General features: G+C 67.9%; 26 protein-coding genes, 1 tRNA gene and 1 riboswitch. Of the genes, 7 read left to right on the forward strand and 20 right to left on the reverse strand.

Annotation, left to right across the window (positions count from 1 at the left end; all coding sequences use genetic code 11):
- Positions 1–15 precede the first annotated feature (15 nt).
- The 3 genes from FV560_RS00215 to FV560_RS00225 are packed head-to-tail and all read right to left on the reverse strand — an operon-like array spanning position 16 to position 4071.
- Entirely contained in the window at positions 16–990 is a 975-nt protein-coding gene (locus tag FV560_RS00215) for an ABC transporter ATP-binding protein (RefSeq protein WP_200837459.1), read from the reverse strand.
- Positions 980–2938, reverse strand: coding sequence for an ABC transporter permease (locus tag FV560_RS00220; protein ID WP_159618080.1), 1959 nt, complete (start codon positions 2936–2938; stop codon positions 980–982). Before FV560_RS00220 ends, FV560_RS00215 begins: the two co-directional genes overlap by 11 nt.
- Positions 2914–4071, reverse strand: coding sequence for a thiamine ABC transporter substrate-binding protein (locus FV560_RS00225; RefSeq protein WP_235019838.1), 1158 nt, complete (start codon positions 4069–4071; stop codon positions 2914–2916). Before FV560_RS00225 ends, FV560_RS00220 begins: the two co-directional genes overlap by 25 nt.
- 28 nt (positions 4072–4099) lie before the next feature.
- Positions 4100–4203, reverse strand: a riboswitch (TPP riboswitch).
- Positions 4204–4310: 107 nt separating this feature from the next.
- Between FV560_RS00225 and FV560_RS00230 the strand changes: the two genes are divergently transcribed.
- Positions 4311–4568, forward strand: coding sequence for a DUF4235 domain-containing protein (locus FV560_RS00230; protein WP_159618082.1), 258 nt, complete (start codon positions 4311–4313; stop codon positions 4566–4568).
- Between the two features lie 126 nt (positions 4569–4694).
- Here FV560_RS00230 and mnhG read toward each other — a convergent pair whose 3' ends face one another.
- From mnhG to dcd, 8 genes are all read right to left on the reverse strand, one after another.
- Entirely contained in the window at positions 4695–5042 is a 348-nt protein-coding gene (mnhG, locus tag FV560_RS00235; protein WP_159619291.1) for a monovalent cation/H(+) antiporter subunit G, read from the reverse strand.
- A gap of 5 nt (positions 5043–5047) precedes the next feature.
- A complete protein-coding gene (locus tag FV560_RS00240; protein ID WP_159618084.1) occupies positions 5048–5401 on the reverse strand; it encodes an MrpF/PhaF family protein in 354 nt (117 codons plus the stop codon).
- A complete protein-coding gene (locus tag FV560_RS00245) occupies positions 5398–6051 on the reverse strand; it encodes a Na+/H+ antiporter subunit E (protein WP_159618086.1) in 654 nt (217 codons plus the stop codon). Before FV560_RS00245 ends, FV560_RS00240 begins: the two co-directional genes overlap by 4 nt.
- Complete coding sequence (locus FV560_RS00250) at positions 6048–7586, reverse strand: Na+/H+ antiporter subunit D (protein WP_159618088.1); 1539 nt, start codon at positions 7584–7586, stop codon at positions 6048–6050. Before FV560_RS00250 ends, FV560_RS00245 begins: the two co-directional genes overlap by 4 nt.
- Positions 7583–8125 carry a Na(+)/H(+) antiporter subunit C gene (locus tag FV560_RS00255; protein WP_338049684.1) on the reverse strand — a complete coding sequence of 181 codons (543 nt, stop codon included), beginning with the start codon at positions 8123–8125 and terminating at the stop codon, positions 7583–7585. Before FV560_RS00255 ends, FV560_RS00250 begins: the two co-directional genes overlap by 4 nt.
- Positions 8125–11094 carry a Na+/H+ antiporter subunit A gene (locus FV560_RS00260; RefSeq protein ID WP_159618090.1) on the reverse strand — a complete coding sequence of 990 codons (2970 nt, stop codon included), beginning with the start codon at positions 11092–11094 and terminating at the stop codon, positions 8125–8127. The genes FV560_RS00255 and FV560_RS00260 overlap by 1 nt, the downstream gene beginning before the upstream one ends.
- Before the next feature lie 237 nt (positions 11095–11331).
- Positions 11332–12363, reverse strand: coding sequence for a hypothetical protein (locus FV560_RS00265; protein ID WP_159618092.1), 1032 nt, complete (start codon positions 12361–12363; stop codon positions 11332–11334).
- A 6-nt stretch (positions 12364–12369) separates the two neighbouring features.
- Positions 12370–12951, reverse strand: coding sequence for a dCTP deaminase (gene dcd / locus FV560_RS00270; protein WP_159618094.1), 582 nt, complete (start codon positions 12949–12951; stop codon positions 12370–12372).
- Positions 12952–13058: 107 nt separating this feature from the next.
- On the opposite strand from dcd, the gene FV560_RS00275 reads away from it, so the two are divergent.
- Positions 13059–13129, forward strand: a tRNA-Gly gene (locus FV560_RS00275).
- Between the two features lie 156 nt (positions 13130–13285).
- Here FV560_RS00275 and FV560_RS00280 read toward each other — a convergent pair.
- The 3 genes from FV560_RS00280 to FV560_RS00290 form a co-directional block, all read right to left on the reverse strand.
- Positions 13286–13543, reverse strand: coding sequence for a hypothetical protein (locus FV560_RS00280; protein WP_159618096.1), 258 nt, complete (start codon positions 13541–13543; stop codon positions 13286–13288).
- A 21-nt stretch (positions 13544–13564) separates the two neighbouring features.
- Positions 13565–13729, reverse strand: coding sequence for a hypothetical protein (locus FV560_RS00285; protein WP_159618098.1), 165 nt, complete (start codon positions 13727–13729; stop codon positions 13565–13567).
- Positions 13730–14008: 279 nt separating this feature from the next.
- Positions 14009–14422 (reverse strand): VOC family protein, encoded by a 414-nt coding sequence (locus tag FV560_RS00290; protein ID WP_159618100.1) that lies wholly within the window; start codon positions 14420–14422, stop codon positions 14009–14011.
- 90 nt (positions 14423–14512) lie between these two features.
- Here FV560_RS00290 and FV560_RS00295 point away from each other — a divergent pair, with 90 nt between their 5' ends.
- The gene (locus FV560_RS00295) at positions 14513–15400 is read left to right on the forward strand and encodes a TolB family protein (protein ID WP_159618102.1); all 888 of its coding nucleotides are present in this window, start codon (positions 14513–14515) and stop codon (positions 15398–15400) included.
- A 194-nt stretch (positions 15401–15594) separates the two neighbouring features.
- On the opposite strand, the gene FV560_RS00300 is transcribed toward FV560_RS00295, so the two are convergent.
- The 6 genes from FV560_RS00300 to FV560_RS00325 all read right to left on the reverse strand — a co-directional run bounded on the left by FV560_RS00300 (position 15595) and on the right by FV560_RS00325 (position 20526).
- Complete coding sequence (locus tag FV560_RS00300) at positions 15595–15939, reverse strand: type II toxin-antitoxin system PemK/MazF family toxin (protein WP_159618104.1); 345 nt, start codon at positions 15937–15939, stop codon at positions 15595–15597.
- On the reverse strand, positions 15936–16181 hold the full coding sequence (locus tag FV560_RS00305) for a ribbon-helix-helix protein, CopG family (protein ID WP_159618118.1): 246 nt from the start codon (positions 16179–16181) through the stop codon (positions 15936–15938). The genes FV560_RS00300 and FV560_RS00305 overlap by 4 nt, the downstream gene beginning before the upstream one ends.
- A 32-nt stretch (positions 16182–16213) precedes the next feature.
- Entirely contained in the window at positions 16214–17395 is a 1182-nt protein-coding gene (locus FV560_RS00310; protein ID WP_159618120.1) for an acetyl-CoA C-acyltransferase, read from the reverse strand.
- 73 nt (positions 17396–17468) lie between these two features.
- Entirely contained in the window at positions 17469–18125 is a 657-nt protein-coding gene (locus FV560_RS00315) for a CoA transferase subunit B (protein WP_159618122.1), read from the reverse strand.
- A complete protein-coding gene (locus FV560_RS00320) occupies positions 18125–18931 on the reverse strand; it encodes a CoA transferase subunit A (protein ID WP_159618124.1) in 807 nt (268 codons plus the stop codon). Before FV560_RS00320 ends, FV560_RS00315 begins: the two co-directional genes overlap by 1 nt.
- A gap of 86 nt (positions 18932–19017) precedes the next feature.
- On the reverse strand, positions 19018–20526 hold the full coding sequence (locus FV560_RS00325) for a DUF1593 domain-containing protein (RefSeq protein WP_159618126.1): 1509 nt from the start codon (positions 20524–20526) through the stop codon (positions 19018–19020).
- Between the two features lie 178 nt (positions 20527–20704).
- On the opposite strand from FV560_RS00325, the gene FV560_RS00330 reads away from it, so the two are divergent.
- The 4 genes from FV560_RS00330 to FV560_RS00345 all read left to right on the forward strand — a co-directional run bounded on the left by FV560_RS00330 (position 20705) and on the right by FV560_RS00345 (position 24851).
- Positions 20705–21604: a nucleoside hydrolase gene (locus FV560_RS00330; protein WP_159618129.1), complete on the forward strand. Its 900-nt coding sequence runs from the start codon at positions 20705–20707 to the stop codon at positions 21602–21604.
- Between the two features lie 52 nt (positions 21605–21656).
- Complete coding sequence (locus FV560_RS00335; RefSeq protein WP_159618131.1) at positions 21657–22970, forward strand: ABC transporter substrate-binding protein; 1314 nt, start codon at positions 21657–21659, stop codon at positions 22968–22970.
- Positions 22971–23041: 71 nt separating this feature from the next.
- Positions 23042–24016, forward strand: a complete 975-nt coding sequence (locus FV560_RS00340) for a carbohydrate ABC transporter permease (RefSeq protein ID WP_159618133.1) — start codon at positions 23042–23044, stop codon at positions 24014–24016.
- Between the two features lie 7 nt (positions 24017–24023).
- Entirely contained in the window at positions 24024–24851 is an 828-nt protein-coding gene (locus tag FV560_RS00345) for a carbohydrate ABC transporter permease (protein ID WP_159618135.1), read from the forward strand.
- The last annotated feature ends 14 nt before the right edge of the window (positions 24852–24865 follow it).

Raw genomic sequence — 24865 nt, forward strand, 5'->3', positions numbered from 1 at the left:
ACCACAACTGGCAGGTCAGAGCACGACGACGGAGCCCGGCTCGATCCGCAGCCTCACCTGCGCACCAGGTTCCGGTGCGGCAGCGCCCGCCACGGCGGTCACCTCACCCCAGCCGGGCACCTGCACCCGGACCGTGGACCGGCCCCGGGCGAACCCGGTGGCGACCACGCGACCGGCCGGCCCGTCGCCGTCCGCAGCACCTGCGTCCGGTTCCACCACGAGCGCGCCCGGCCCGAGACCGAGCGCGCGCCCATCGTGCTCGACGACCACGAAACCAAGAAACTGTGCGACCGCGGCATCGGCCGGCGCCGCCCACAGCTCCGCCGGAGTGCCGACCTGCACGAGCCTGCCCCGCCGCATCACGGCCACCCGGTCGGCCACGGCGAAGGCCTCGTCGTGGTCATGCGTCACGTACAGCGCGGTGGTGGAGGTCTCGGTGAGAATACGCCGCAGCTCCACCGACAGACTCTCGCGCAGCTCGCGGTCGAGCGCCGAGAGCGGCTCATCGAGTAGCAGTAGCCGGGGCCGCGGCGCCAGTGCCCGGGCCAGTGCCACCCGCTGCTGCTCCCCTCCCGAGAGTGAGGCCACCGCACGGTCGCCGAAGCCGTCCAGCCCGACCATGTCGAGCAGTTCACGCACCCGCACGGTCCGCTCTGCCCGGGCCACCCGCTCCATCCGCAGCCCGAACTCCACGTTGCCCGCGACATCCCGGTGTGGAAACAGCTGCCCGTCCTGGAACATCAGCCCGAACCCACGCCGGTGCACCGGTTCGCCGCTCACGTCGGCGCCGTCCCATCGCACGTCCCCGCCGGTCAGCGGCTCCAGACCCGCGACGGCCCGCAGGAGAGAGGACTTCCCACACCCGGAGGGGCCGAGCACGGCGACCACCTCACCGGTGGCCACGTGCAGGTCCACCCCGGCGACCGCCGTCGTGGGGCCATACGCCACCCGGGCACCGCGCACACTCAGGCCACTGGACTCACCACTCACCGGCCCGCTCCCCTCGTAGTCGTTCCGCCAACCCCATCACTCCTGCGGTCAGCAGCGCCAGCACCACCGAGGCCGCGAGCGCCATCCCGTAGTTCTCCGCCCCGGGTTGCCCGATGAGGCGGAAGATGACCACGGGCAGGGTGGGCCGATCAGGGCGGGAGAGGAACGCCGTCGCGCCGAACTCCCCGAGCGATACCGCGAAGGCGAACCCGATGGCCAGCCCCATCGATCGGATCAGGAACGGCAGCTCGACGGCGGCCAGCACCCGGGCCGGGGAGGCGCCCAGCACGGTGGCGACCTCACGGAGGCGGGGGTCGATCGCGCGCAGCACCGGCAGCACGGTCCGCACCACCAGCGGCAGCGCCACGATCGCCTGCGCGATCGGGATGAGCACCGGGGAGGAGCGCAGGTCCAGCGGCGGGGCGTCGAGGGTGATGAGGAAGCCGAAGCCCACGGTCACCGCCGATACCCCGAGCGGGAGCATGACGAGGGAGTCCATCCACCCGATCGCCTGGCGGGCGGCCGGGTGCCGGGGGCGGCGGGAGAGCACCAGGGCCACCAGCACCCCCATCACGACGGCCAGCACCGTGGCATCGACGGCGATGCGCAGCGAGTTGAAGGCCGCCTCCCATACGGTCACCGTGAGTGCGTTGTCACCGCCGGTGGTGCCCAGCGCCACATAGTTGCCCAGGCCCCAGCCCGACGGCGTACGCAGTGACCTGATCAGCAAGGTCCCCAAGGGCAGCAGCACCAGGACGCCGACGACGACGGCGGTCACCGCGGCCGGCAGCAGGTCGGCTCCGGCCCTCCAGGGGCCGAACTTTCGCCCCTTGAAGCCGAGTTGCCCCGAATTTCGGGCCCTTGAAGCCGGCTGGGTCGACTGGAGCCGTAGAGCGCGCTCACGGCGGGCGCGGGCCTGCGCGAACAGAGCCAGCGATCCGGCCACCACCACCAGCTGCATCACCGAGAGCACAGCCGCGGCGCGCAGGTCGAGGAACTGAGTCGTCTGGATCCAGATCTCGGTCTCGATCGTGCCGAACTGGATCCCGCCGAGCACGAGCACCACCCCGAACGCGGTGGCGCAGAACAGGAACACGACCGAGGCCGCCGAGGCGATCGCGGGGGTGAGCGCCGGGAGGGTGACGGTGAGGAACGCCCGGGCCGGGGAGGCTCCCAGGGCGCGGGCGGCCTGCTCGGTGCGGGGATCCAGCCGTTCCCACATCCCGCCGACCGTGCGGACCACGACGGCGTAATTGAAGAACACCAACGCCAGGATGATCGCGGTGAAGGTGCCGTCCAGTCCGAGGAAGCCGAGCGGGCCGGAGTCGGCGAGCAGCGTGCGGAACGCCACGCCCACCACCACGGTCGGCAGCACGAAGGGGATGGTCACGACTGCGCGGACAATGCGCTGACCTGGGAAGGTGCAGCGGTAGAGCACGTAGGCGCCGGGGATGCCTAGCAGCACCGCTCCGGTCGTGCCGAGTACGGCCTGGGTGAGGGTGAGGCGGACGATCCGCCAGGTCCGCGGCCGGGCGAAGACCTCGGCGAAGCCACCCAGGTCGAGAATCCCGTCCGTGACGAAGCCGCGGCCGATCAGGGAGGCGACCGGGTAGGCGAAGAATACCCCGAGGAAGGTCAGCGGGACCGCTGCGACTAGGATCCAGAGCAGGGTGCGGGTGAGACCGAGACCCGGTCGCCCGGTGCCACGCCCTCGACCGCGCCCTCCGGCGTGGCCACTGGCGTCCCTGCGTCCACTGCCGCCCGTGCCGCCCCCACCGGGGGTGAGGTTGACGTCGGTTATGGCGTCATAACCGACGTCAACTTCACCCCCGGTGACCTGAGGGGCGGTGGGGTCCGTCGGGACGGCCGGGGCATCGGCTTCCGGCTGACCGGATCGCGCCCGGCTCACCCGGCTCACCCGGCTCACCCGATGACTGTCGCCGTCCATGCCTCGATCCACTCGTCACGGTGGGCGTCGATCTCCGCCGGGTCCACCTCGTGCGGGTCATCGGCAAGCGGGGCGAACTGCGTCCAGGACTCCGGCAACTCGACCTCGTCGCTGACCGGGTAGACGTACATCTGCTCCGGGATGTCGGCCTGCACCTCATCGGAGAGCAGGAAGTCGATGAACGCCTGACCGCCCTCGGGATTGGCCGCACCGGAGATGACCCCGGCGTACTCGATCTGCCGGAAGCAGGTGTCCAGCAGCGCGCCGGTGGGCGCCTCGCTCTCTCCCTCGCCCACCTCGAAGGCCGGGGAGGTGGAGTAGGAGAGCACGACCGGCCGGTCACCCTCACCGGTGGAACCGGAGAAGTCGACCGAGTAGGCGTCCGACCATCCGTCCACCACCTTCAGCCCGTTGTCGGCCAGACCCTCCCAGTACTCGAGCCACCCTTCCTCGCCGAATGCCCCGACCGTGGCGAGCAGGAAGGCCAGGCCGGGGGACGACGTCGCCGGGTTGGTCACGACCAGCAGGTCCTCGTACTGCGGATCGAGCAGATCCTCGAAGGACTCCGGCTGGGGGATGCCCGCCTCGGCGAACCACTCGTGGTCGACGTTGAGGCACACGTCACCGATGTCGATCGGGGTGAGGGCGTCGGAATCGCCGGCCAGGTACCGCTCGGCACTCGCAGGCAGCGCTGGCGAGGTGTAGGGCTCGAACACCCTGGCGTCGATGGCGCGGCTCGCGAAGGAGTTGTCCACCCCGTAGGCCACATCCCCGAGCGGGGAGTCGGTGGTGAGGATGAGCTGGTTCACCAGGGCGCCGCCGTCGCCGGGAGCGCTGAGCTCGACCGTGTACCCGGACTCGGCCTCGAAGTCGGCGATCAGATCCTCCGAGACGTGGAAGGAGTCGTGGGTGACGACCTGCACCACACCCGACCCTGCGCCGTCGGACGTGCCGGAATCCGCGTCGTTCTCGGAGCCGGTCCCGATCACCGAGCACCCGGCCAGGGCGAGCGCCATGAACCCGGCTCCTCCAGCGAGCCCAACCCGCTTCCGGCCGGACGCTGAGTTGTGCGGCGTGGGTGGGCCCGAACGTCGCAGCAGCCGGCATTCGGCGTGGTGAATGGTGGTGGTCATCATGTCCTCCTCAATTCAAAGGAGGGGTAAAGAGAGAAGCTCGACTTCCTTCGCCGGTGCTAACCGGAGCAGGTTCGAGGGTCTGCGGCTGTCCGCACTCTCAGCGCCCGAGGCGCTCCCCTGTCGTGTGGCCTCACAGTACACCTCCGGGCGCCACATCCCTGCCGCCGGCATTCCCCGCTCCCGACGGCGCAGAGCGGCTAGGCTGGACCGGCAGCACCCGATCTCAGGAGCCGAGCATGAACATCTCGAAGCTGGTCACCACGCTGGCCGCCATCGCCGCCGGTATCGCCGCGAACAAGCTGCTCACCATGGGGTGGAAGGCTGCGACCGGCCACGAGCCGCCCACCGGCGACGCCGATGACGGTGAGATCAGCCTCGGTGAGCTCGTCGTCTTCGCTGCCGTCAGCGGGGCGGTGGTGACGTTCGCGCGCACCTTCGCCACCCGTGGGGCGAAGAAGTGGCTCGAGAGCGGGGACGTGCCGGAGAAGAAGTAGGCGCGAGCACACGGCCCGATCGGGTGGACACAGGTTCCGGGTACCGACATAGGGTGGAACTCGGGTCCTCACCGGGAACCTGGGTCCTCACCGGTACCCTTCGTTACTCGGTCCCCTGCGCTCCGTTCACGACTCCTTCCGCAAGCGCGCCCGCTCCAGATCCTCGGTGAGTTCATCCCGTACCAGCAGGTCCGAGCGCACCTTTCCGGTGCGATACCCGGCACGGCCCACCATGTGCGCGGCCACCGGCGCCGTCAGCAGTTGGAAGACCACCACCAGCACCAGTTTCCAGGTGAGCTGACTCGATCCGAGCCCAAACGCGAGCCCGGCCATCAGCAGCATCAGGCCGAGTACCTGCGGCTTGGTGGCGGCATGCATCCGCGCCAGCATGTCCGGGAAGCGCGCCACGCCGATGGCGGCGACGAGGGTGAGCAGGCAGCCCGCGATCAGGCATACCGACGCGGCGATCATCATCGCGTTCACCGGCTGTCCTCCCCCATCGACTCCTCGTCCTCGAGCTCGGCCGCCTCTGCTGCTGCCGCCTCGGCCTCGGTGAGGATCCGGCGCTCCTCCTCCGGTTCCGACGCCGCGAACCGCGCCAACGTCACGGCACCCACGAAGCCGACCAACGCGAGCACCATCAGCACCAGCACCAGGTCCTCCCGCCCGAACCACAGCGAGACCAGCGCCAGGCAGCCGATCAGAGTGGAGACCAGCACGTCGAGGGCGACCACCCGATCGAGCATGCTGGGCCCCTTCTCCACCCGGTACAGGGTCACGACCGCAGCCGCGGTCAGCAGCGCGGCACACACCGCCATCACCACTGGGCTCATGACTCGTCCTCGCCGTCCCTCGGGAGTACCTTCCCGCGTTCGTACGAGGATCTCTCCCGCGTCATACGGGTCCTCGTGCGTCCCCCACGCGAACGCAGCCGCCACGGTCGAGGCTCGAATCCGGCTGCCTCGATATCGGCGTCGGTGGCGAAGGCGTACATCACCCGGCGCTCCTGCTCGAAGACGTCGTGGCGCGCTCGCTCCAGCGCCCCCGGACGGGTCACATCGAGCACGTGCAGGTACAAGGTCCCGGTGAACCGGTGCGCCTCCACCACAAAGGACCCAGGTACCAGGGTGGTCAACTCAGCAGTCAGGGTGAGGAACAGATCCGATTCCGAACGCAGCGGCACCCGGATCACGGCCCCGTGCGGGGTCTGGCGCCACCGCAGCGCCCTGATCGCCACCGACACCGAGGCACGCACCACATCCACCAGCAGCCGTCCGGTCAGCAGCACCACCCCGATCAGCGACACCCTGCCCTCGAAACCGACGCGCGGCATCGGGAAGACCCACAGCAGCAGGACGCTCACGAGCACCCCGGTGAGGACGTTGGCGACCGTCAGGTGACCCCAGAGCAGCACCCACACGGCCGTCATCCACACGGCCATCGGCACCCGCTGCAGCCAGTCCCAGCGACCACGACCACTCATGAGTCACCTCCCTGAGCATCCGCGGACTGACCCTCGCCACGACCGTCGTCCACGAGGACCGACGAGATGTAGGGGTCCTGCAGGCGCAAGTCCCGCGCAGCCGCGTCGGTGTAGGAGTACAGCGGCCCCGCGACCAACGCGATCACCACACCGACCGCAGCCAGAACGGCCGTCGGCCCGAACATTCCCCGCGGCACGCTCGCCTCGGGCAACGGTGCCGGCGCCTCCTGCCAGAACGCCTTGTTCCACGCCTTCACCACCGCGTAGAGCGTCAGCAAGGAGGTGGCCAGCCCGACGGCGACCCCCACCAGAGCCAATGGCGTCCCGTCCTCCAGGCCCGCCTGGAGGAGACCTGCCTTGCCGAGGAATCCGCTCATCGGCGGGATCCCCGCCAGGTTCATCGCGGAGACGAAGAACACCACGCCCAACGCGGGGGCCACCTTCGCCAGGCTCCCGAGGCGCACCAGCGAGGTCGTCCCACCCCGCCGCTCGATCAGGCCGGAGACGAGGAACAGCGCGGTCTGCACGGTGATGTGGTGGGCCACGTAGAAGATCGCTGCGGAGAGCCCGACATCGCTGGCCAGCGAGATCCCGAAGATCATGAAGCCGATGTGGCTGACCAGGGTGAAGGAGAGCAGACGTTTGATGTCCTCCTGCGCGACAGCCCCAGCGATCCCGACGAGCATGGTCAGCAGCGCCGCCACCATGAGCACGGTGTCGAGGGTGCCGTCGGTGAACAGCAGCGTCTGGGTGCGGATGATGGCGTAGACGCCGACCTTGGTCAGCAAACCGGCGAACACCGCGGTGACCGGGGCTGGTGCGGTCGGGTAGGAGTCCGGCAGCCACGCCGAGAGCGGGAAGATCGCAGCCTTGATGGCGAAGCCCATGAGCAGCATGATCTGCAGGACGGTCTGCAGACCAGGATCCAGGGCATCGATGCGGTCGGCCAGTTGCGCCAGGTTGAGAGTGCCGGTGGCCCCGTACAGCAGTGCGATCGAGATCAGGAACAGCAGTGAGGAGAGCAGCGAGACGACCACGTAGATGGCACCGGCCCGGATGCGTTCACCGGTGCCGCCGAGGGTGAGCAGCACGAAGCTGGCCGCGAGCAGGATCTCGAAGCCGACGTAGAGGTTGAACAGGTCACCGGAGGTGAACGCCATCGCCACCCCGGCGGCGAGGACCAGATAGGTGGGGTGGTAGATCGCCACCGGCGCACCCTTGGGGCCATCGGCGAGACCCTGGGCCAGGGAGTACAGCAGCACCCCGAGCAGCACGACGGCCGAGACCACGAGCATCAACGCCGAGAGCCTGTCGGTGACCACCGCGATCCCGACGGGCGCTGCCCAGCCACCGACGTTCACCACCTGTGGCCCCACGGTGTGGGTGACGAAGATCAACGCGACTGCCACGATCAGCACGGCGGTGAGCGCCACCACGGAAATCACACCTTGCACGCGGGAGTGCTTCGCCAGGGCGAGAGCCAACCCGGCAGCGACGAGCGGGATCACCACCGGGAGCGCGACGAGCCAGGTCATGTGTTCTCACCCCGGTCGTGCCGCTCGGCCTCGGTGTCGTCGGCCCCCAGCCGAGGTCCGTGATGAGCGGTCTCCAGGGAGTGCTCTTCCTCGGTCTCGTCCCGGGCCTCGGCGGCCTCGGTGGCGAGGTCGGTGCCCACGTCGTCGGCTCGGGTGTCTTCCTCGTGCCGGGCGGCGCGACGGGCAATCCTGCGGTCCTCGAGGTCGTCCTGGACTTCGTCGTGACCGTGAAGTTGCCAGGAGCGATAGGCCATCGCCAGCACGAAGGCGGTGATCCCCAGGTTGATGACGATCGCTGTCAGCACCATCGCCTGCGGCAGCGGGTCGGCCATCTGGTCCGGCTCAGTGGTCCCGACCAGCGGCGGCCCGCCAGCAGCGCCACCGGCGATGAGGAAGAGCAGGTTGACCCCGTTGCTGATCAGCGTGATCCCGATGATCACCCGGGAGAGACTCCGTTCGAGCAGCAGGTACACACCCGAGCCCACCAAGACCCCGACGGCGAGCACCAGCGCCAGGCTCGGGCTCATCTCCACGCCCATCAGTGCTCACCTCCAGCGTCCACGAGCGGGCGACTGTCGTCGGGACTACTGCGCGGGGAGTCGTGGGCGATGTCCGGTGAGGCGGTGCCCGTGGCCTCGCCCTGCCGGTCGATCTCGGCGCCGAGCGTGCGCAGCACGTCCAGCATCAGTCCCACCACCACGAGGAACACGCCGATGTCGAAGAACAGTGAGGTGACCAGGTGCATCTCGCCGAGGATTCCGAGGTCGACGTCGATCTTCACCGACTGCAGCACCACACCCCCGAAGAACAACGGGACCGCACCCGCACCGGCAGAGAGGAACAGCCCGGTGCCCAGCAGCGCACCCGGCAGGATGGGCGCCGCCTCCCCGAGCTCGTACCGCCCGCCGGCGAGGTAACGGACGGTGAGCGCGATCCCGACGATCAAGCCCGCGACGAAGCCACCGCCAGGTGCGTTGTGGCCGGAGAACAGCAGGAACAGCGCGAACACGAGCATGGTGTGGAACAGCAGCCGTGTCGCCACCTCGAAGATCACCGACCGCCGGTTCGGGGCGAGGGCGCCGGGACCGGTCAGCCAGGACCGCGCCCGGCGAGGGGCGGTTGCGGTGCCCTGGGCCGGGCGAAGTCTGCTGGCCGGGTCCTCCAGCTCGCTCGGCCAGACCTGTGCATCGCCGCTACGCCGGTCTCTCATCCGCTCCACCCGTCCGGTCCGGGTACGAGTGCGGGCGAACACCAGTGAGGCCACACCGGTTGCCGCCACCAGGAGTACGGCGATCTCACCCATCGTGTCCCAGGCGCGGATGTCGACGAGCGTGACATTCACGATGTTCTTGCCGTATCCGTACTCGTACGCCTCCGTCGGGAAGAGCACCGAGATCGGATCGGCCACCCGGGCCGCCGGAACGATCAGGGCGAGTGCCATCGCCAGCACACCCACGAGTGCACCCAGTGCCGCCCGCCACCACCGGCTGGACTTGAGCGGCCGGTTGGAGAAGTACGCCGGAAGGCGGCGCAGCACGAGGATGAACACCACCAGTGCGATGGTCTCCACCAGTGCCTGCGTGAGAGCGAGATCGGGGGCACCGTGCAGGGCGAACAGCACCACCACGCCGTACCCGGTCACGCCGAGCAGCACCACGGCCTTGAGCCGCCGCCGGGCCTGCGCCGTCAGGATCGCGCCGATCACGATGATCCCCGCGACCAGCAGCTGGGCGGGGCTGTCGAAGAGCCGCACCTGGCCGATCTGCACCCCCGAGCTCCCCAGCGCGATCGCCGCCGACACCACGGTCACCACCAGGATGATCCCGAGATAGCCGGGCAGGGATCCACGCTGAGTGGCGGAGGTGACGGCCACGGCCGCCCGGTCCAGGCGCCGCATCAGGGTGCGATACCCACGGTCCGCATCCGGGCCGAGAATCACCGCATCCTGCGCGCGTTCGACCAGCCCACGCGCTGCGAACAGCCCGAGCCCGACGGCGACGATCACCACGGTCAGCGCCAGCGCCGGTCCGATACCACCCCAGAGGGTCAAGTGCCCCGGCTCCCCGGCCGGGTAGGTGGCCGCGTACCGTTCGAACAACCCCTCCCCCAGCCCTGGGAGCAGTCCGGCACCGAGACCCAGGATGGCGAGGACGAAACCGGGCACGAACAGTCCCGGAGGCTCCCGGTCCAGCTGGGCGTCGGCCACACCGGGCTTGCGGGCGAAGGCGCCCCACAGGAAGCGCATCCCGTAGGCGAACGTCAGCACCGAGCCGACCACCACGACGGCGAGGAGTGCACTCTCGTAAGCTCCGCCGTCGTGGGTGAGGGCCTCCAGCACGGCCTCCTTGCCGACGTAGCCGGCGAACGGTGGCAGGCCCACCATGGAGAAGGTGGCGAGGAAGCCGGGGATGGCGGCCCCGCGCAGGTTCCGCCCGAGGCCGGAGAGCTGGCGCAGGTCGCGGGTGCCGGCGGAGGCGTCGATCACGCCGACGGTCAGGAACAGTGCGGCCTTGAACATTGCGTGGGCACCGATGAGCGCCAGGCCCGCGAGCGCGACAGCCTGGTTCGGCTGCCCGACGAGCAGGATCAGGAAGCCGAGCTGGCTGACGGTGCCGAACGCGAGCAGCAGTTTCAGGTCGTGCTGTTTGAGGGAGCGGTAGCCGCCGATGAGCATGGTGGCCGAGCCGGTGATCAGGATGATCCAACGCCAGGTGTCCATCTCCGCGAAACCGGGTGCGAGGCGGGCGACGAGATAGACGCCGGCCTTCACCATGGCGGCGGCGTGCAGGTAGGCGCTGACCGGCGTGGGTGCGGCCATCGCGCCGGGGAGCCAGAAGTGGAACGGCACGAGCGCTGATTTGGTGAGCGCGCCCACGAGGATGCAGACGATCGCCACCGTGGCCGCGGTGCCTGCGGGTGGTTCCCTGACGAGCTCGGACAGCGAGAACGAGCCGCCGGGCATGGCGCCGAGGATGAGGAAGCCGGCGAACATGGCCAGGCCGCCGAACGTCGTCACGATGATCGCCTGCATGCCGGCACGGCGGGCGCCCTTGCGGGTGAAGTAGTGCCCGATCAGCAGGTAGGAGAAGACCGTGGTCAACTCCCAGAATGTGTACAGAGCGAGGGTGTTGTCGGTGGTGACCAGGCCCAGCATGGCACCGGCGAAGCCGATGAAGATGCCGGCGAAGCGGCCCAGGAACTTTGCACCCGTGGCGAAGTACCAGGCGCAGTAGATCATCACGAGGGCGCCGATCCCGCCGACCAACAGCACCATCAACCAGGCGAGCACGTCCAGGCGGAAGGTCAGGTGCATGTCCAGCGAATCCACCCACGACACACTCTGGACGGGCACCTCGCCGGCGAGGACATCGCCCAGACGGGTCAACGCCCAGATGGCGGCGGAGCCGGGCACGAGCGCCAGCGGAAGGAACATCCGCCGGCCGAAACGCGAGACCAGCGCCGGGGCAGCGAGAGCCGCGAGCAGGTGCACGGCGATCAGCTGCAGCACGTCGGCTCCCGGTCAGTCGGCGTGGTCAGGGGCAGGTGGTGCTCGGATGTGAGGTTGTGGGTGTGCGGCAGCCCCGGCCCGAACGCCGGAGTGGACACCGCGGTTGAACCACCTTATCAATCGGGAGTCGTCACCGATCGGCAGCCATCTCGGCACTCACCTCGATCAAGTGGGCTGGATCGAGGTGAGTGAGTCCGGAGAGTACGGAGGTGGTTGCCTCGGCCGATGCGCCCTCGCCTAGAGCTGGACGAGGAACTGATCGTCGTCGGTGACCTCACCATCGGTGGCGGTCTGAATCGCCCGGGCCGCAGCCTCGATCCGGGCGCGCGCATCCTCTCGCTGGTCCAGGACGACCCGCCCGGCCCGATGCTGCTCCAGCGCCACCGGGTCGGCCGGGTACCAGCGCAGGGAGTAGGCGATGGTGCCGGTCGCCGCCCACTCGAGGCCGGCCAGCACGAGCGGCACCAGCACCTCGGCCTCCACCGAGACTCCGATCGTGCCGCCGTCGGGGTAGGGCGAGACGGCGCCGTAGGCTTCGGTGACCTGCGGCTCGTTCAGGGCGTGGGCGTCGTAGGCATCGGCCTCGGCGTGCAACCAGGCGCGCTCCCCCTCGTCCAGCTCCCGCACTCCTGGCCGAACGCTGAGTTGTTCGGCGTTCGAGGGCTGATTCGCCGAGGAACTCAGCGTTCGCGGCGGGTCGGGCTCGGCGAGCAGGCGGACACCGGGGAGGGCTGGCCGGAGCACGTGTACCAATGCGTCGGGATGCAACCACACGGGCGCGTGCACCACCAGGTCCACACCCGCCGTCGGGGCCGGTTCCAGCACGTGGCCGGTGGAGGTGCGCACCACGCCGCCCAGGCGGCGGCCCATCGCGCACAACACCTCGACGGCGGCCCTCTCCATCCCCTCGACGCTCCCCTGCGCGAACGCCGCCAGCAGGCCACCGACCGCCTGCAACTCCTCCGGGACGGGCCCGCCACGTTCGATCGGGCAGGTCAGAAGATACGCGTGCTCAGCCCAGGCGGGCAGGCCCAACTCGGCCCGGTCGGCGGCGGTGACCAGGAACGGGCCGGAGAGGTAGGTCTCCTCGTCCAGCTCCAGGACGTCGTCGGCGACCCAGTGCGCCCGGGGGTAGCGGGAGAGGGCGAGCGCCTCCACCTCCTCGACCGTGACGTCGTCAGGAAGCACCAGCAGATGCCGGGCGAGAGCGGCGGCGAGGTCGAGCGGCGCCGCACTCTCGGGGTGGCCGGGAGCACCAGTGCTGGCCATGGCGGCCTAACCCTCCACCCGGGTACGGTGGAAGTTCTGGTGGGAGCGGGACGCCGTCGGGCCACGCTGGCCCTGGTAGCGCGAGCCCTGGGCGCCGGAGCCGTACGGGTGCTCGGCCGGACTGGTGAGGCGGAAGTAGCAGAGCTGGCCGATCTTCATCCCCGGCCACAGCGTGATCGGCAGGGTGGCCACATTCGACAGCTCCAGCGTGACGTGACCGGAGAAGCCCGGGTCGATGAAGCCGGCGGTGGAATGGGTGAGCAGCCCGAGTCGGCCGAGGCTGGACTTGCCCTCCAGGCGGGCCGCGATGTCATCGGGGAGGGTGATGAGCTCGTAGGTGGAGCCGAGCACGAACTCGCCCGGGTGCAGCACGAACGGCTCGTCGGGGTCGACCTCCACCAGCCGCGTGAGGTCCGGCTGGTCGGCGGCAGGGTCGATCACCGGGTACTTGTGGTTGTCGAAGAGCCGGAAGTAGCGGTCGAGGCGCACGTCCACACTGGAAGGCTGGATCATGTCGGCGTCGAACGGGTCCAGGCCCACACGGCCGGAGGTCAGTTCGGCCCGGATGTCGCGGTCGGAGAGCAGCACGCAGGCCACGGTAGCCGAGACGGCTGGGCGGTGCGGCTCCCGACTGTGCCGGACACCGGCGGAGATTAGGTATGCTGGTTCCCGCAGTGGCCCACAAGGCCGCTCGTGCGGGTGTAGTTCAATGGTAGAACTTCAGCTTCCCAAGCTGACAGCGCGGGTTCGATTCCCGTCACCCGCTCACGTTGCACAGGCCGCCCGACGAAGTCGAGGCGGCCTGTGTCATGCGGGGAGTCGGGAGGAGAAGCGCACGGTGAGGGACGAACTCGCCGTCACTCATCCAGGCTGCGCGGGACGACGGGCGCACGCTCCTGCGATGGCCTGGGCCGTGAACACATCAGACTCGCTCGAGGTACTTCTTCCGGGCGGCCTGCGGGCTAACCCCCAGTGCGACGCCGATCTCGATCCAGGTCAGACCCCGGTGACGGGCTTCGATCACAGCCCTATCCACCATGTCGTTCGCCGCCTGCCGCATCTGGAGGGCTGCACGGATGTCCGCTGCATCCGCCCGGTCACGCACTACTGCCGTCTCCGGCTCCAGCGTCTCAAGGCGCTCCAGCGCCTCGGCGTCGGTGAGCCTGTTCTTCGTTGCCATCGTTCATCACCACCTCGGTTTCTAGGGCCAGTACTTGCGACGCGCAGGCATCGCGTGAATCACCCGCGGATCATCGGCGTCAAGCACGACTCCGATCTCCAGCATGTCTCCGTTGCGGGCCGGTCCGATGAACATCGCCACCTCGGCATCACCCTGCTCGGCGTACACACGCACGTAGTTGTCCATCGCATGACGAGCATCCCTCCGCCACTCCGTGACGCTTGGCGCTGCTCACCAGCCTCATCGAGACAATGATAGATACTGTCGGCCAGAGAAACAACCTATGTTGTTTCTCTGGCCCACTCGGAACCCCGGCCGGAAGGTATCAGCTTCCCAAGCTGACAGCGCGGGCTCGATTCCCGTCACCCACTCCAGGTGGCCCAGTGACGCAGCCCAGCGGCCGAACGCTGAGTTGGTCGGCGTATCGGGCCCGGACACCGAGTAGCTCAGCGCTCGGGCGACGTCTCAGGCCGGCTGCCCCGCGGCGTTGACGAGCCACCGGATTCCGAACGGGTCGATCAGCATCCCGAAGGTGTCGCCCCAGGGGGCTGCCACGAACGGCTCCACCACGGTGCCGCCGGCAGCAAGGCCGTCGAAGTAGCCACGGAGCTCGTCCACGTCGTCGCCACTGAGGGAGATGTGGACGTTGGTCCCAGGCTGGTACTCCATCTGGGCGGGTACGTCGGCCGCCATCAGGGTCATTCCGCCCGGGGTCTGCAGCATCGAATGCATCACCTGGTCGGCCTCTGCCGGGTCCTGGTTCATCCCGAACTCGCCGAAGGTGCTGAACGTCGGGGTGCCACCGAGCACCGAGGCGTAGAACTCCATCGCCTCCCGGGCCTGACCGCGGAAGTTGAGGTACGGATTGAGTACGGTCATCGTAGAGTCCTTTCTCCTGGGCTCTCATCGTCCCACCCAGCTGCCGGTCGCGCGGCGGAACCGCACCACCAATCTCGAACGAAGGCACCGATGCCCCGCACCCTCGCACCCGGCCAGCGATGCCGGATCCACGTCCTCGACGTCGCCACCGGAGCCACCCGGCTCGTGCACGAATCGGCCGACGTGCTCTATGAGGCCCCGAACTGGAGCGCTGAGGACCTGATCGTCAATGGCGACGGGCTGCTCTTCCGACTACCCGCCGACGGGTCGGGTGATCCAGCGCCGATCGAGATCCGCGGCCTGCCGCCGGCGAACAACGACCATGTGCTCGCCCCGGACGGGATCCACGTGTTCATCTCCGCCGAGGACGGGCACATCTACCGTGCTCCGCTCGCGGGCGGCGAGGCCGTGCGAATCACCAGCGACGACGGGCTGCTGCACTTCCTGCACGGCGTCAGCCCCGACGGCGCCACCCTCGCCTACGTCGGCGTGGTCACCGATCCCGAGGGTGCGTGGCGGGCGCCGAACCTGTTCACGATCCCCGCCACCGGCGGCCCGAGCGCCCAGCTCACGGATGATGAGTTCCCCGACGACGGAGCCGAGTTCTCCCCGGACGGCGCCTGGATCTACGTCAACACCGAGCGGCCGCTCGACGGGCCGCCCCGTGCGCGCGGCCACGCCCAGCTGGCGCGAATGCGCCCCGACGGCAGCGCCGCTGAGCAAGTCACCCACGACGAGCGGGTGAACTGGTTCCCGCATCCCTCCCCCGACGGTGCCCGGCTCGCCTATGTGTCCTTCCCGCCCGGGACCGTGGGACACCCGGCCGACCGGGACGTCATCATCCGCACCTGCGGCCCGCGGGGTGAGGACGTGCGCGACCTGGTCACGCTGTTCGGCGGCCAGGGGACCATGAACGTGCCCAGCTGGTCCCCGGACGGCGCCCGGATCGCCTACGTGGACTACCCAGCGGGCGGCTGACCCCCACGCGAGGGATGCTCGCCAGCGGCACCGCAGGAGGCGTTCGCGGTCTGTTCGGAATCGGACTTGGCGGCGTCGTTCAGAACGTCCAGCAAGCGCTGCGCCACCTCCCCGGCACAGCATGGCACTGAGAATCCGCCGAGGCGTGACTGTAGGTGCAAGCCACCCAACAAGGAGACGGGCTCGGCGAGCCGTCAGATCCCAGTGACGAGACGAACTCCGCCGGCCACCTGAGTCATCAGATAGCCGGGAAGCCGGCCAATCGGGTGCGGCTCGAGGAAGCCCCGGTCGATCGGCCCCACCTGGGAAACGACAGCAACGGAGTCGCGATCCAGACCAGAGGCCAGCGCCGGAATCCGCACATTCCCCGGGAACACCTCCAGTTTCAGGTTGGAAGTCATGGGTACCACGATCACTGTGCTGATGGCTGACTCAATCAGCCAGTCCTCCTGCAGCACCACGGCGGGACGCCGCTTGGCGGGCTCGCTGCCGCGCGGGGTACCGAAGTCGACCCAGACGACGCTGCCACGTGCGATCACCACTCGACCTCACGCGAGGCGGCTTCGCGGGCCGCGTTCAGGAACAGCCGGTCTTCGGCAGGTTGGCCGGCGGCCTCTATCGCTGCGTCCGCCAGTCGAGTGAGTTCGCTCGTCCCCTCTAACTCGTCCGCCAGCCGTTCACCAGCACGACGGAAGAACTCCGAACGATTCATCGCATGACGCTTCGCTACCCGCTCGAATCGCTCGAACTCTTCATCGGGCAGGGAGATTGCGGTCTTCATTCAGCTAGTATAACTGGTTATACTAGCTCCCGTCACCCCTCCAACAGCAGCGCCTCGCCCTGGCCTCCCCCACCACAGAGCCCGAGGGCGGCCCGTCCGCCGTGCGACGCCCGCTGGTGGGCGGCGTGGACGGCCAGGCGTGCTCCGGACGCGCCGATCGGGTGCCCGAGGGCGATCCCACCCCCGTGTGGGTTCACCACATCTAGCTCCGCGCCGAGCTCAGCCACCGAGTGGGCCACCACCGCCCCGAAGGCCTCGTTGATCTCGATGTGGCCCAGGTCGGCCACCGTCCAGCCCTGCCGGTCCAGTGCGGCCAGGATCGCCCGCGCCGGCTGAGAGTGCAGCGACGTATCGGGACCGGCCACTTGACCGGCTGCGCGGACGGTCGCGAGCACGACCCACCCCTGGTGCTCCGCGTGGGCGCGCGTGGTCAGGACCAGGGCGGCTGCGCCGTCGGAGATCTGCGAGGCGTTCCCTGCGGTGATGGTGCCCTCGGGGGTGAACGCCGGCTTCAGCCTCGCCAAGGTCTCGACGGTGGTCTCCGGCCGGATGCCCTCGTCACGGTCGACGATCACCTCCCCCTTCCGCGTCATGATCGCGACCGCCGCGATCTCCGGGGTGAAGACTCCCGCCTCCCACGCCACCGCCGCCCGCTGGTGCGACCGGGCGGCGATCGTGTCCTGGTCGACGCGGCTGATGTGGAAACACTCGGCGTCGTAGCGATCGGTGGCCAGGCCCATCGCCTCGTGGTCGAAGGCGTCGGTGAGGCCGTCGTGGGCCGTCACGTCGAGCGCCTCCACCGACCCATACGCCCAGCCCTGCCGCGACCCGGGGAGCAGGTGCGGGGCGTTGGTCATCGACTCCATACCACCGGCCACCACCACCTGCGCCTCACCGCAGCGCAGCAGCCGGGCGGCGTCGATCACCGCCGTCAGGCCGGACAAGCAGACCTTGTTCACGGTGGTCGCCGGGGCGTCCCAGCCGATGCCAGCGCCGATCGCAGCCTGGCGGGCCGGGTTCTGCCCAGCACCAGCCTGCAGCACCTGCCCCATGATCACGGTGTCCACCGCGTCCGCGGGGATGCCCTCGAGCGCCCCGCGGATCGCGATCGCGCCCAGCTCCGTGGCCGCCAGCGGCGCCAGCTGGCCGCGCAGCTTCCCCTGCGGGGTGCGTGCCGCCCCCACGATCACGACGTCGTCAGCTGCTCCGGTCATGGCCCGCTCCTTCCGCTGGTTCGGGGCACATCCCACCGCGCCCCTCGCTGCCCGGTCGTGGCGACGCCGGCGATCATGCGCCCACCTCGACCAGGTCTGGGCCGACGGCGAGCTCCGGCTCGGTCCGTGCGATCACCTCGTCCGCGCTCACCCCGGGCGCCAGCTCGCGCAGCACCAGGGCGCTTTCAGTCACGTCGATCACCGCGAGGTCGGTGATGATCCGGTTCACCACCGCCCGCCCGGTGAGCGGCAGGGAACACTCGTGAACGATCTTGGGGGAGCCGTCCTTGGCGGTGTGCGTCATCAGCACCACCACCCGGCGGGCACCCTGCACCAGATCCATCCCGCCGCCGGGGCCCTTGACCATTTTCCCGGGGATCATCCAGTTCGCCAGGTCGCCGGCTCCGGAGACCTGCATACCGCCGAGGATGGCGACGTCGATCTTCCCGCCGCGGATCATCCCGAAGGACATCGCGGAATCAAAGAAGGACGTGCCCGGCAACGTGGTGACGGTCTCCTTGCCGGCGTTGATGAGATCCGGGTCCACGGCACCCTCGGCCGGGTAGGGCCCGACGCCGAGGATCCCGTTCTCGGACTGCAGCACGACCTCATGCCCCGCCGGAACGTAGTTCGACACCAGCGTGGGGAGCCCGATTCCGAGGTTCACGTAGGCGCCGTCGGGTAGCTCCCGGGCTGCGCGCGCGGCCATCTCCTCCCTGGTCAGCGCCATCAGACCGCTCCCTCGGCGCCAGTCGGAGCGACCGTCCGCTTCTCGATCCGTTTCTCGATATCCGGGCCGACCTCGACCACTCGGTGCACGTACACCCCGGGCAGGTGAATCTGATCCGGATCCAGCTCACCCGGCTCCACCAGTTCCTCCACCTGGGCGATGCACACCCGCCCGGCCATCGCGGCCTGCGGGGTGAAGTTGCGGGCGGACTTGGTGAACACGAGGTTTCCCTGCCGGTCCGCGATGGCCGCGTGCACGAGCGCGAAGTCGGCGTGGATGGCCTCCTCCAGCACGAACTCTCGAGGTCCGCTGTCCGTGGGAAAGGTGCGCACCTCCTTGGCTGCCGATGCCTGCGCAACGCCACCTGCGCCGTCGTACCTCTGCGGGAGCCCACCCTCGGTCATCTGGGTGCCGGTGCCCGCCCGGGTGAAGAACGCCGCGATCCCCGACCCGCCGGCGCGCAACCGTTCGGCGAGCGTGCCCTGCGGAACCAGCTCCACCTCGAGTTCACCGGAGAGAAACTGCCGCTCGAACTCCTTGTTCTCCCCCACGTAGGAGGCGGTCATCTTGCTGATCCGACCGGCGCGGAGCAGCAATCCGAGGCCCCAATCGTCCACGCCACAGTTGTTCGAGACCACGCGCAGATCGGTGGTGCCCTGGTCGAGCAGGGCTTGGATCAGAACGGACGGGATACCGCACAGTCCGAAGCCCCCGACGGCGAGGGTTGCGCCGTCGGGGATGTCCGCCACCGCCTCGGCCGGGGAGGCGACAGTCTTGTCCAGGCCGCGAGAGGTGTGGGTGGTCATCGTCGAGCCACTCCTTCCTGTGTGCTCCTATCGTGCGACAGACAGCCGACCGTGGCATCTTCATCGCCGCCTCGCTCACCGGGATGTCAGCGGGCGACTGCCGTGCCGAGGGTGAGGATCACGCGAGCGTAGGAAACGAGAGGTGGCTCTCCGTCGTCACGGACTTCGAGGATGAGGTGGATCGTGTCACCGGCAACTGCGCCCCAGGGAACACGAGCGGTCAGGACCGGCTCGTGCACCTCGTCGAACTCAAGCTCGCCGGAGTAGGTGCCGGCCTCGCGATAGTGCCACCACGCATAGGTGAGAGAGTCCCCGTCCGGGTCCGCGGCAGACGCCGTCAACGTCACGGTCGAACCGGGGTGAACTGTCAGATCCTCCGCGGGGGCCACGGAGACGACCGGAGGATGGTTCGCGGACTGATACGTCGACCGCACGGACCAGGCGAGGCGCGCCGCAAAGTCTCGCTGGGCGTCACCGAACCATCTCGTGAGCGCGTACTCCTCCGGCGCGTCGCCATCCCGGGCGCGATCGACAGCACTGCGCACCAGCCACTGCCCGTCCGAGGCCGGGACGCTGCGGCCACCCCAGCCCCCGAAGCTGGGGTGCTCAAACCCGCGGAGGCCGTTCGCGAACAGGTTGAGCATGTTGGGCGTATCGCCTTCGGAGATCCACTCCCCAGCAGGCTGCGGATCGGTCCAGACCCGGTAACCCCTGGTGCGCAGATCTTCCGCGCTGTACCCGCAGAGATGGAAGAAGTCCGTGTAGTCGCCCTCGACCATCTGCCGTCCGTCACCCCACACGCGGTATAGCGCGCCGAGTGGACCCATCGCCCGCACATTGCTCTGCAACCAGTCGGCAGTCAACATGGGGGCGTCGGCAGGCAGGATGACGCGTCGAGCGAAGTAGCCCCATGCAGAAGCGGCCACGTCAATCACCGGAATGTCTGGCCAGCTGGAGCTGATGTACTCCTCGAACGTCGCATCCTGAGACGCAAACTTGGTCAGGATTGTTCGCTGGCACACCGCCGCCTTGCGCTGCTCCCAGTCGGCCCAACCGCTGAACCGCTCCTCGATCGACTTCAGGGCCCGCGCAATCGTGCTGGTGCCGGCCCACGCCTGCAGATGCACCGGCTCGGGGTTCTCCTCGAGCAGTGCCGCTTCGATCAGCCTGGAACCAGGCGTCGGTTCCGCCATGTCGCCCTCGAACGCGACGTTCCCGTGGCACACGAGTGAGCGCAGGTGCTCCGGCGCCGGGTACTCGGGATCGTGCACGAGCAGGTTCGAGTACACCTGGGCATACGCATCGAGCGCATCGTCGATGAATCGCTCACCAGGTGCCCAACGAAACGACTCGCGAGGCTCGTCGTACTCCCTGCTGGGGAGGAAGAAGACCGTGCCCTTTCCATCGCCCTTCCAGTGGAAGCGACTACTGGCATAGATCAGCCCTTCGATCTGAATCTCGTTGCTGTAGAGCAGCAGCCGGATCATCGAGTTGAGGTCGTCGAGCTCAGGATCAGCCGTGACGATCGTCCGCGGCTTGTGGCGGCACCCCGAAGCCTGTCCCGTGCCAGTTCCCACATCTGCCTGCTTGAACATGCGCTTTCCTCCTCACCCGCGGCGGCCCACCTCTTGACACCCTCAAGACGCCACGAGTACTGTACAACCAGTATCGCATAGATATGCACAACGAAGTGATCGACGGGATGGGCACCGCCCGGCACTGCCGCCGAACAGCAAGCATCCACAGCCTCAGCACCGGAAGGGACCGCTGACAATGACCCTGCCCCGACCAGGACTACGCCGCCGCGTGATCGTGAACACGGACGCCATGAACGAGGCGGACGACCAGTTCGCGATCGTCCACGCGCTGCTGACACCGATGTTTGACCTGCGCGGACTAATCGCCGCGCACTTCGGTGCAGAGCGATCCGCGACCAGCATGGAGGACAGTCGTGAGGAGATCGATCACCTCCTGCAGCTGATGGATCTCGGGGGCACCGTTCGCGTGGAGAACGGCTCCCCCCGGGCGCTGCCCGACGAGTCGACGCCAGAGGATTCTGCCGGCGCACGCCTGATCATCGAGGAGGCGATGAAGGACGACGGTCCGCTCTATGTCGCGTTCCTCGGCCCCTTGACCGACATGGCCAGCGCCATCCTGCTTGAGCCGGCGATCGCCGAGCGAGACGTCGTGGTCGTCTGGATCGGGGGCGGCCCATATGGCGACCGTATTCCTGCCTACTGGCCGGAGTTCAACCTGCGCAACGACGTCGCGAGCGCAAACGTCGTCCTCGCTTCCGGTGTCGAGGTCTGGCAGGTACCGATGTCCACCTACGTGATGATGGGCGTCAGCTATGCCGAGCTCGACGAGAAGGTGACCCCGTGCGGCGCCATCGGCAAGTACCTCACCCGGCAGGTGATCGAGTTCAATGCCGGTCGAGAAGGTAGTCACGGACCGATGGAGCACCGGTCCCTCGGTGATTCACCGGCAATCGGTCTGATGATGAGCCCCGGCAGCGCTGTATGGCGTGAGCAGTCGCCTGTGCGTTTCGGGGCCGATCACTCCTACGAGCCGAGCGATCGCGGGCGCCCGATCAAGGTTTGCGAGCACATCGACTCCCGCCTCGTCCTGGAGGACATGTTCGCCAAGCTGCGCGCATTCACAGCCAAGCAGTGACCGCACTGATGTTCCGGGCGCCAAGGACGGCGTCCTCACCGATGGAGGAATCATGAAACGCATACGACTCGCGACCGCAGTAGCGGCCACTGGAGCGCTCGTTCTCGCAGCCTGCTCAGGCGAAGATGCAGGCGACGACACGGCGTTCGACCCGGACAACCCGGACGCCGAGGTCACGCTCACCATCACGAGCACCACCGGTAGCAACGTCGACTTCTTCAACTGGGCGGCGGAGTCATTCCGCGAGGAGTACCCCGGGGTTACTGTGGACGTTGTCACCCATGACGACGACTGGTACAACCAGAATGCTGCCCGGCTGCTCAATTCCGACGACCGGCCGGATCTGGCCTGGTTCTGGCTCACCGGCTTCTACACCTCACTAGTGGACTCTGGCGCCCTGCTACCGCTGGACGACCTCTATGAGCAGGAAGGATGGGCAGATGTACTCCCCGAGAGCACGCTCAACCTACCGATGGCAGAGGATGGCCAACGATATGGGGTCGCGTTCAACTCGATCATGTCGCCGCTGCTGATGTACAACCGCAACGCCCTCGAGGCAGCGGGGATCGACGGGGAGCCGGAGACCATGGAGGAACTGCTCGCCCTGGGTCCGCAGCTCGAAGAGGCCGGGTACATTCCGTGGACCTCGGGCCTCGCCAACCCCAGCCAGGCGACCCAGCTGTTCGACATCAATATCCGCCGGTACACCGACGATGAGACCTATCAGCAACTGATCGACAAAGAGATCATGGACTACACCGGTCCGCAGATGATCGCGGCCTTCGAGAACATGTATGCCATGGCGAACGAACTCATGGCGCCCGGCGCGGTCGGTGTGGAGGATCTCGAAGCACGGAGCCTGTTCGCGCAGGGAGAGGCAGCCTTCTACAGCGACGGCTCGTGGAACCTCGGCGAGGCCGGTCTGGGCGGTGAGATCTCCGACGATGTCGACCTCGGCATCATGACCTACCCCCCGGCCACCGAGGGCGGGAACCGCACCACCGGCTTCTACGACGCCAACGGGCTGGTCGTGGTCCGTGACACCGGAAACGAGGAACTGGCCAAGGCCTTCATCGCCCATGCACTCAGCTACGAGGTGCAGAGCACCATGGGTGAGGTGATCACAGGGACACCGGTCCGCAACGACATCCCCCTCGAGGTACTGGAAGAGACCTACGACCCGTTCGTCGCCTACTCCTACTCACGCGTGCAGGAGGAAGGCACGCACCGGCTGTTCAACACCATCATGCCCGGTGAGTACCGCCCCGCCGCGACGCAGCTCATCCAAGGGCTCGTCGGTGGTCAGCTCACACCGGAGGAGTTCGCCCAGCAGTTCACCGACATGGTGCAGGGACTCGACCACTGACCACCAGGGGCCGGGTCCACGTTCGGACCCGGCCCCGCCTGACCGACTGAGCGCTACAAGGGTGGCAACACATGAGCAGATCGACTCAGCTCTCCCCGCCGGAGACGAACGGGGACACCGACGACGAGCCCACGGCGGCTCCTACCCACGCAAGACCGCCGAGCGGGCCGCTGGCGTTCTGGAAAGCGCACGATCTTCCGATCCTGTTCATCCTTCCGACGGTCTTACTGATCGGCGGATTCATGATCTTCCCGCTCGGCTACTCGATCGTGATGAGCTTCTTCGACTGGAACGGCCTCACTGAGGCGACCTTCACCGGTCTCGACAACTACGCCCGTCTGATCGCCGACAGCGGCTTCTGGGGCGCCGTGCAGAACAACGGCCTGTTCCTGCTGCTCTTCACCTTCTTCACCGTCTCACTCGGCTTCATCTTCGCGGTGGCCATCTCGCGCCGGATGAAGGGCTGGCGGATCTACCGGTTCACGTTCTTCATTCCCTTCATTCTGGTCACCGCTGTGATCGCCGTGCTCTGGGCTCAGATTTACGAACCCACCCACGGGATACTGAACTCGGCGCTGGGTGCGATCGGGCTGGAGTCATGGCAACAACTCTGGCTCGGCAACCCGACATTGACGATGTACTCCATCAGCGTGATCGCGATCTGGCAGCTGAGCGGCTGGACCATGCTCCTCTACCTGGGTGCCATGGAGGCGATCGACGAGGAGATCCACGATGCCGCCACGATCGACGGAGTGAGCTCCTGGCAACGGTGCTGGTACATCATCGCTCCACTCGTGCGCCGGATGACGATCGTGCTGGTGATGTTGCAGATCATCGCCGCGATCAAGACGTTCGATCTGATCTGGGTGCTGACCAAGGGCGGCCCCTTCTACGCCTCCGAGGTGATGGGAACTCTGCTCTATCGCACTGCCTTCGAACAGCAGGACTTCGGGTACGCCTCCACGGTCGCGGTGGCCATGACGGTGATCGTCATGGTCTCGACCTTGATCTACCTCAAGTTCACCAAGCTCACCGACCAGGAGTAGGAGCATCATGATCGCGCGACGACTCGGCTTGTCGGCGGGCTACGCCGCCCTCATCGGGTGGACCCTCTTCGTGGCCGTCCCCCTGCTGTTCATGTTCATCTCGTCGTTCAAGACGCACGGGGAGTTCCTCAGGGCTCCACTCGCGCTGCCGGACGGCGTCCAGCTCGAGAACTACCGCGTGGCGCTCTTCGAGAGCTCGCTCGGCGGCAGCCTCATCAACAGCGTGGTGGTGACCGTCGCCGCATTGGCATTGATCTGCACGCTCTCGATGATGGCTGGATATGCCTTGTCCCGGCACACTTTCCCGGGCAACAAAGTGGTACTGATCGGCCTGGTTGCCATGCTCGCGATGCCGGTGCACGCCCTCGTCGTGCCCGTGTACTACTTCATGGAAGAGCTGGGCATGCGCAACAGCCTGATCGGGCTGACCTTGCTGTATACCGCATTCGGGCTACCGATCAGCATCATCATCATGCGTGCCTACTTCGAGAACCTTCCCCGAGCGGTGGAGGAGGCGGCCATGGTGGATGGTTGCGGCAAGTTCGGAGTGTTCGGACACGTCGCGGTACCACTCGCCAAGGCATCTCTGGCCACGATCGCCATCATCAATGTGGTCGGGCTCTGGAGCGAATACCTGTTCTCCTCCGTCCTGATGACAGCACCGGGATCGCGCACGCTTCCGGTAGACATCGCCATGCTCGGTACCGGGCAGGGAGGGGCCGACTTCGGGCTCCGCTTCGCCGGACTGAGCCTGGCAACCATTCCCCTGCTGATCCTCTACCTGGTCTTCTCGGAGCGGATCATGAAGGGAATCACGGCCGGAGCAGTGAAGTAGGGATGACCTCTCTC

The organism is Ruania rhizosphaerae (genome assembly GCF_009805705.1).
Lineage (GTDB): Bacteria > Actinomycetota > Actinomycetes > Actinomycetales > Beutenbergiaceae > Ruania > Ruania rhizosphaerae.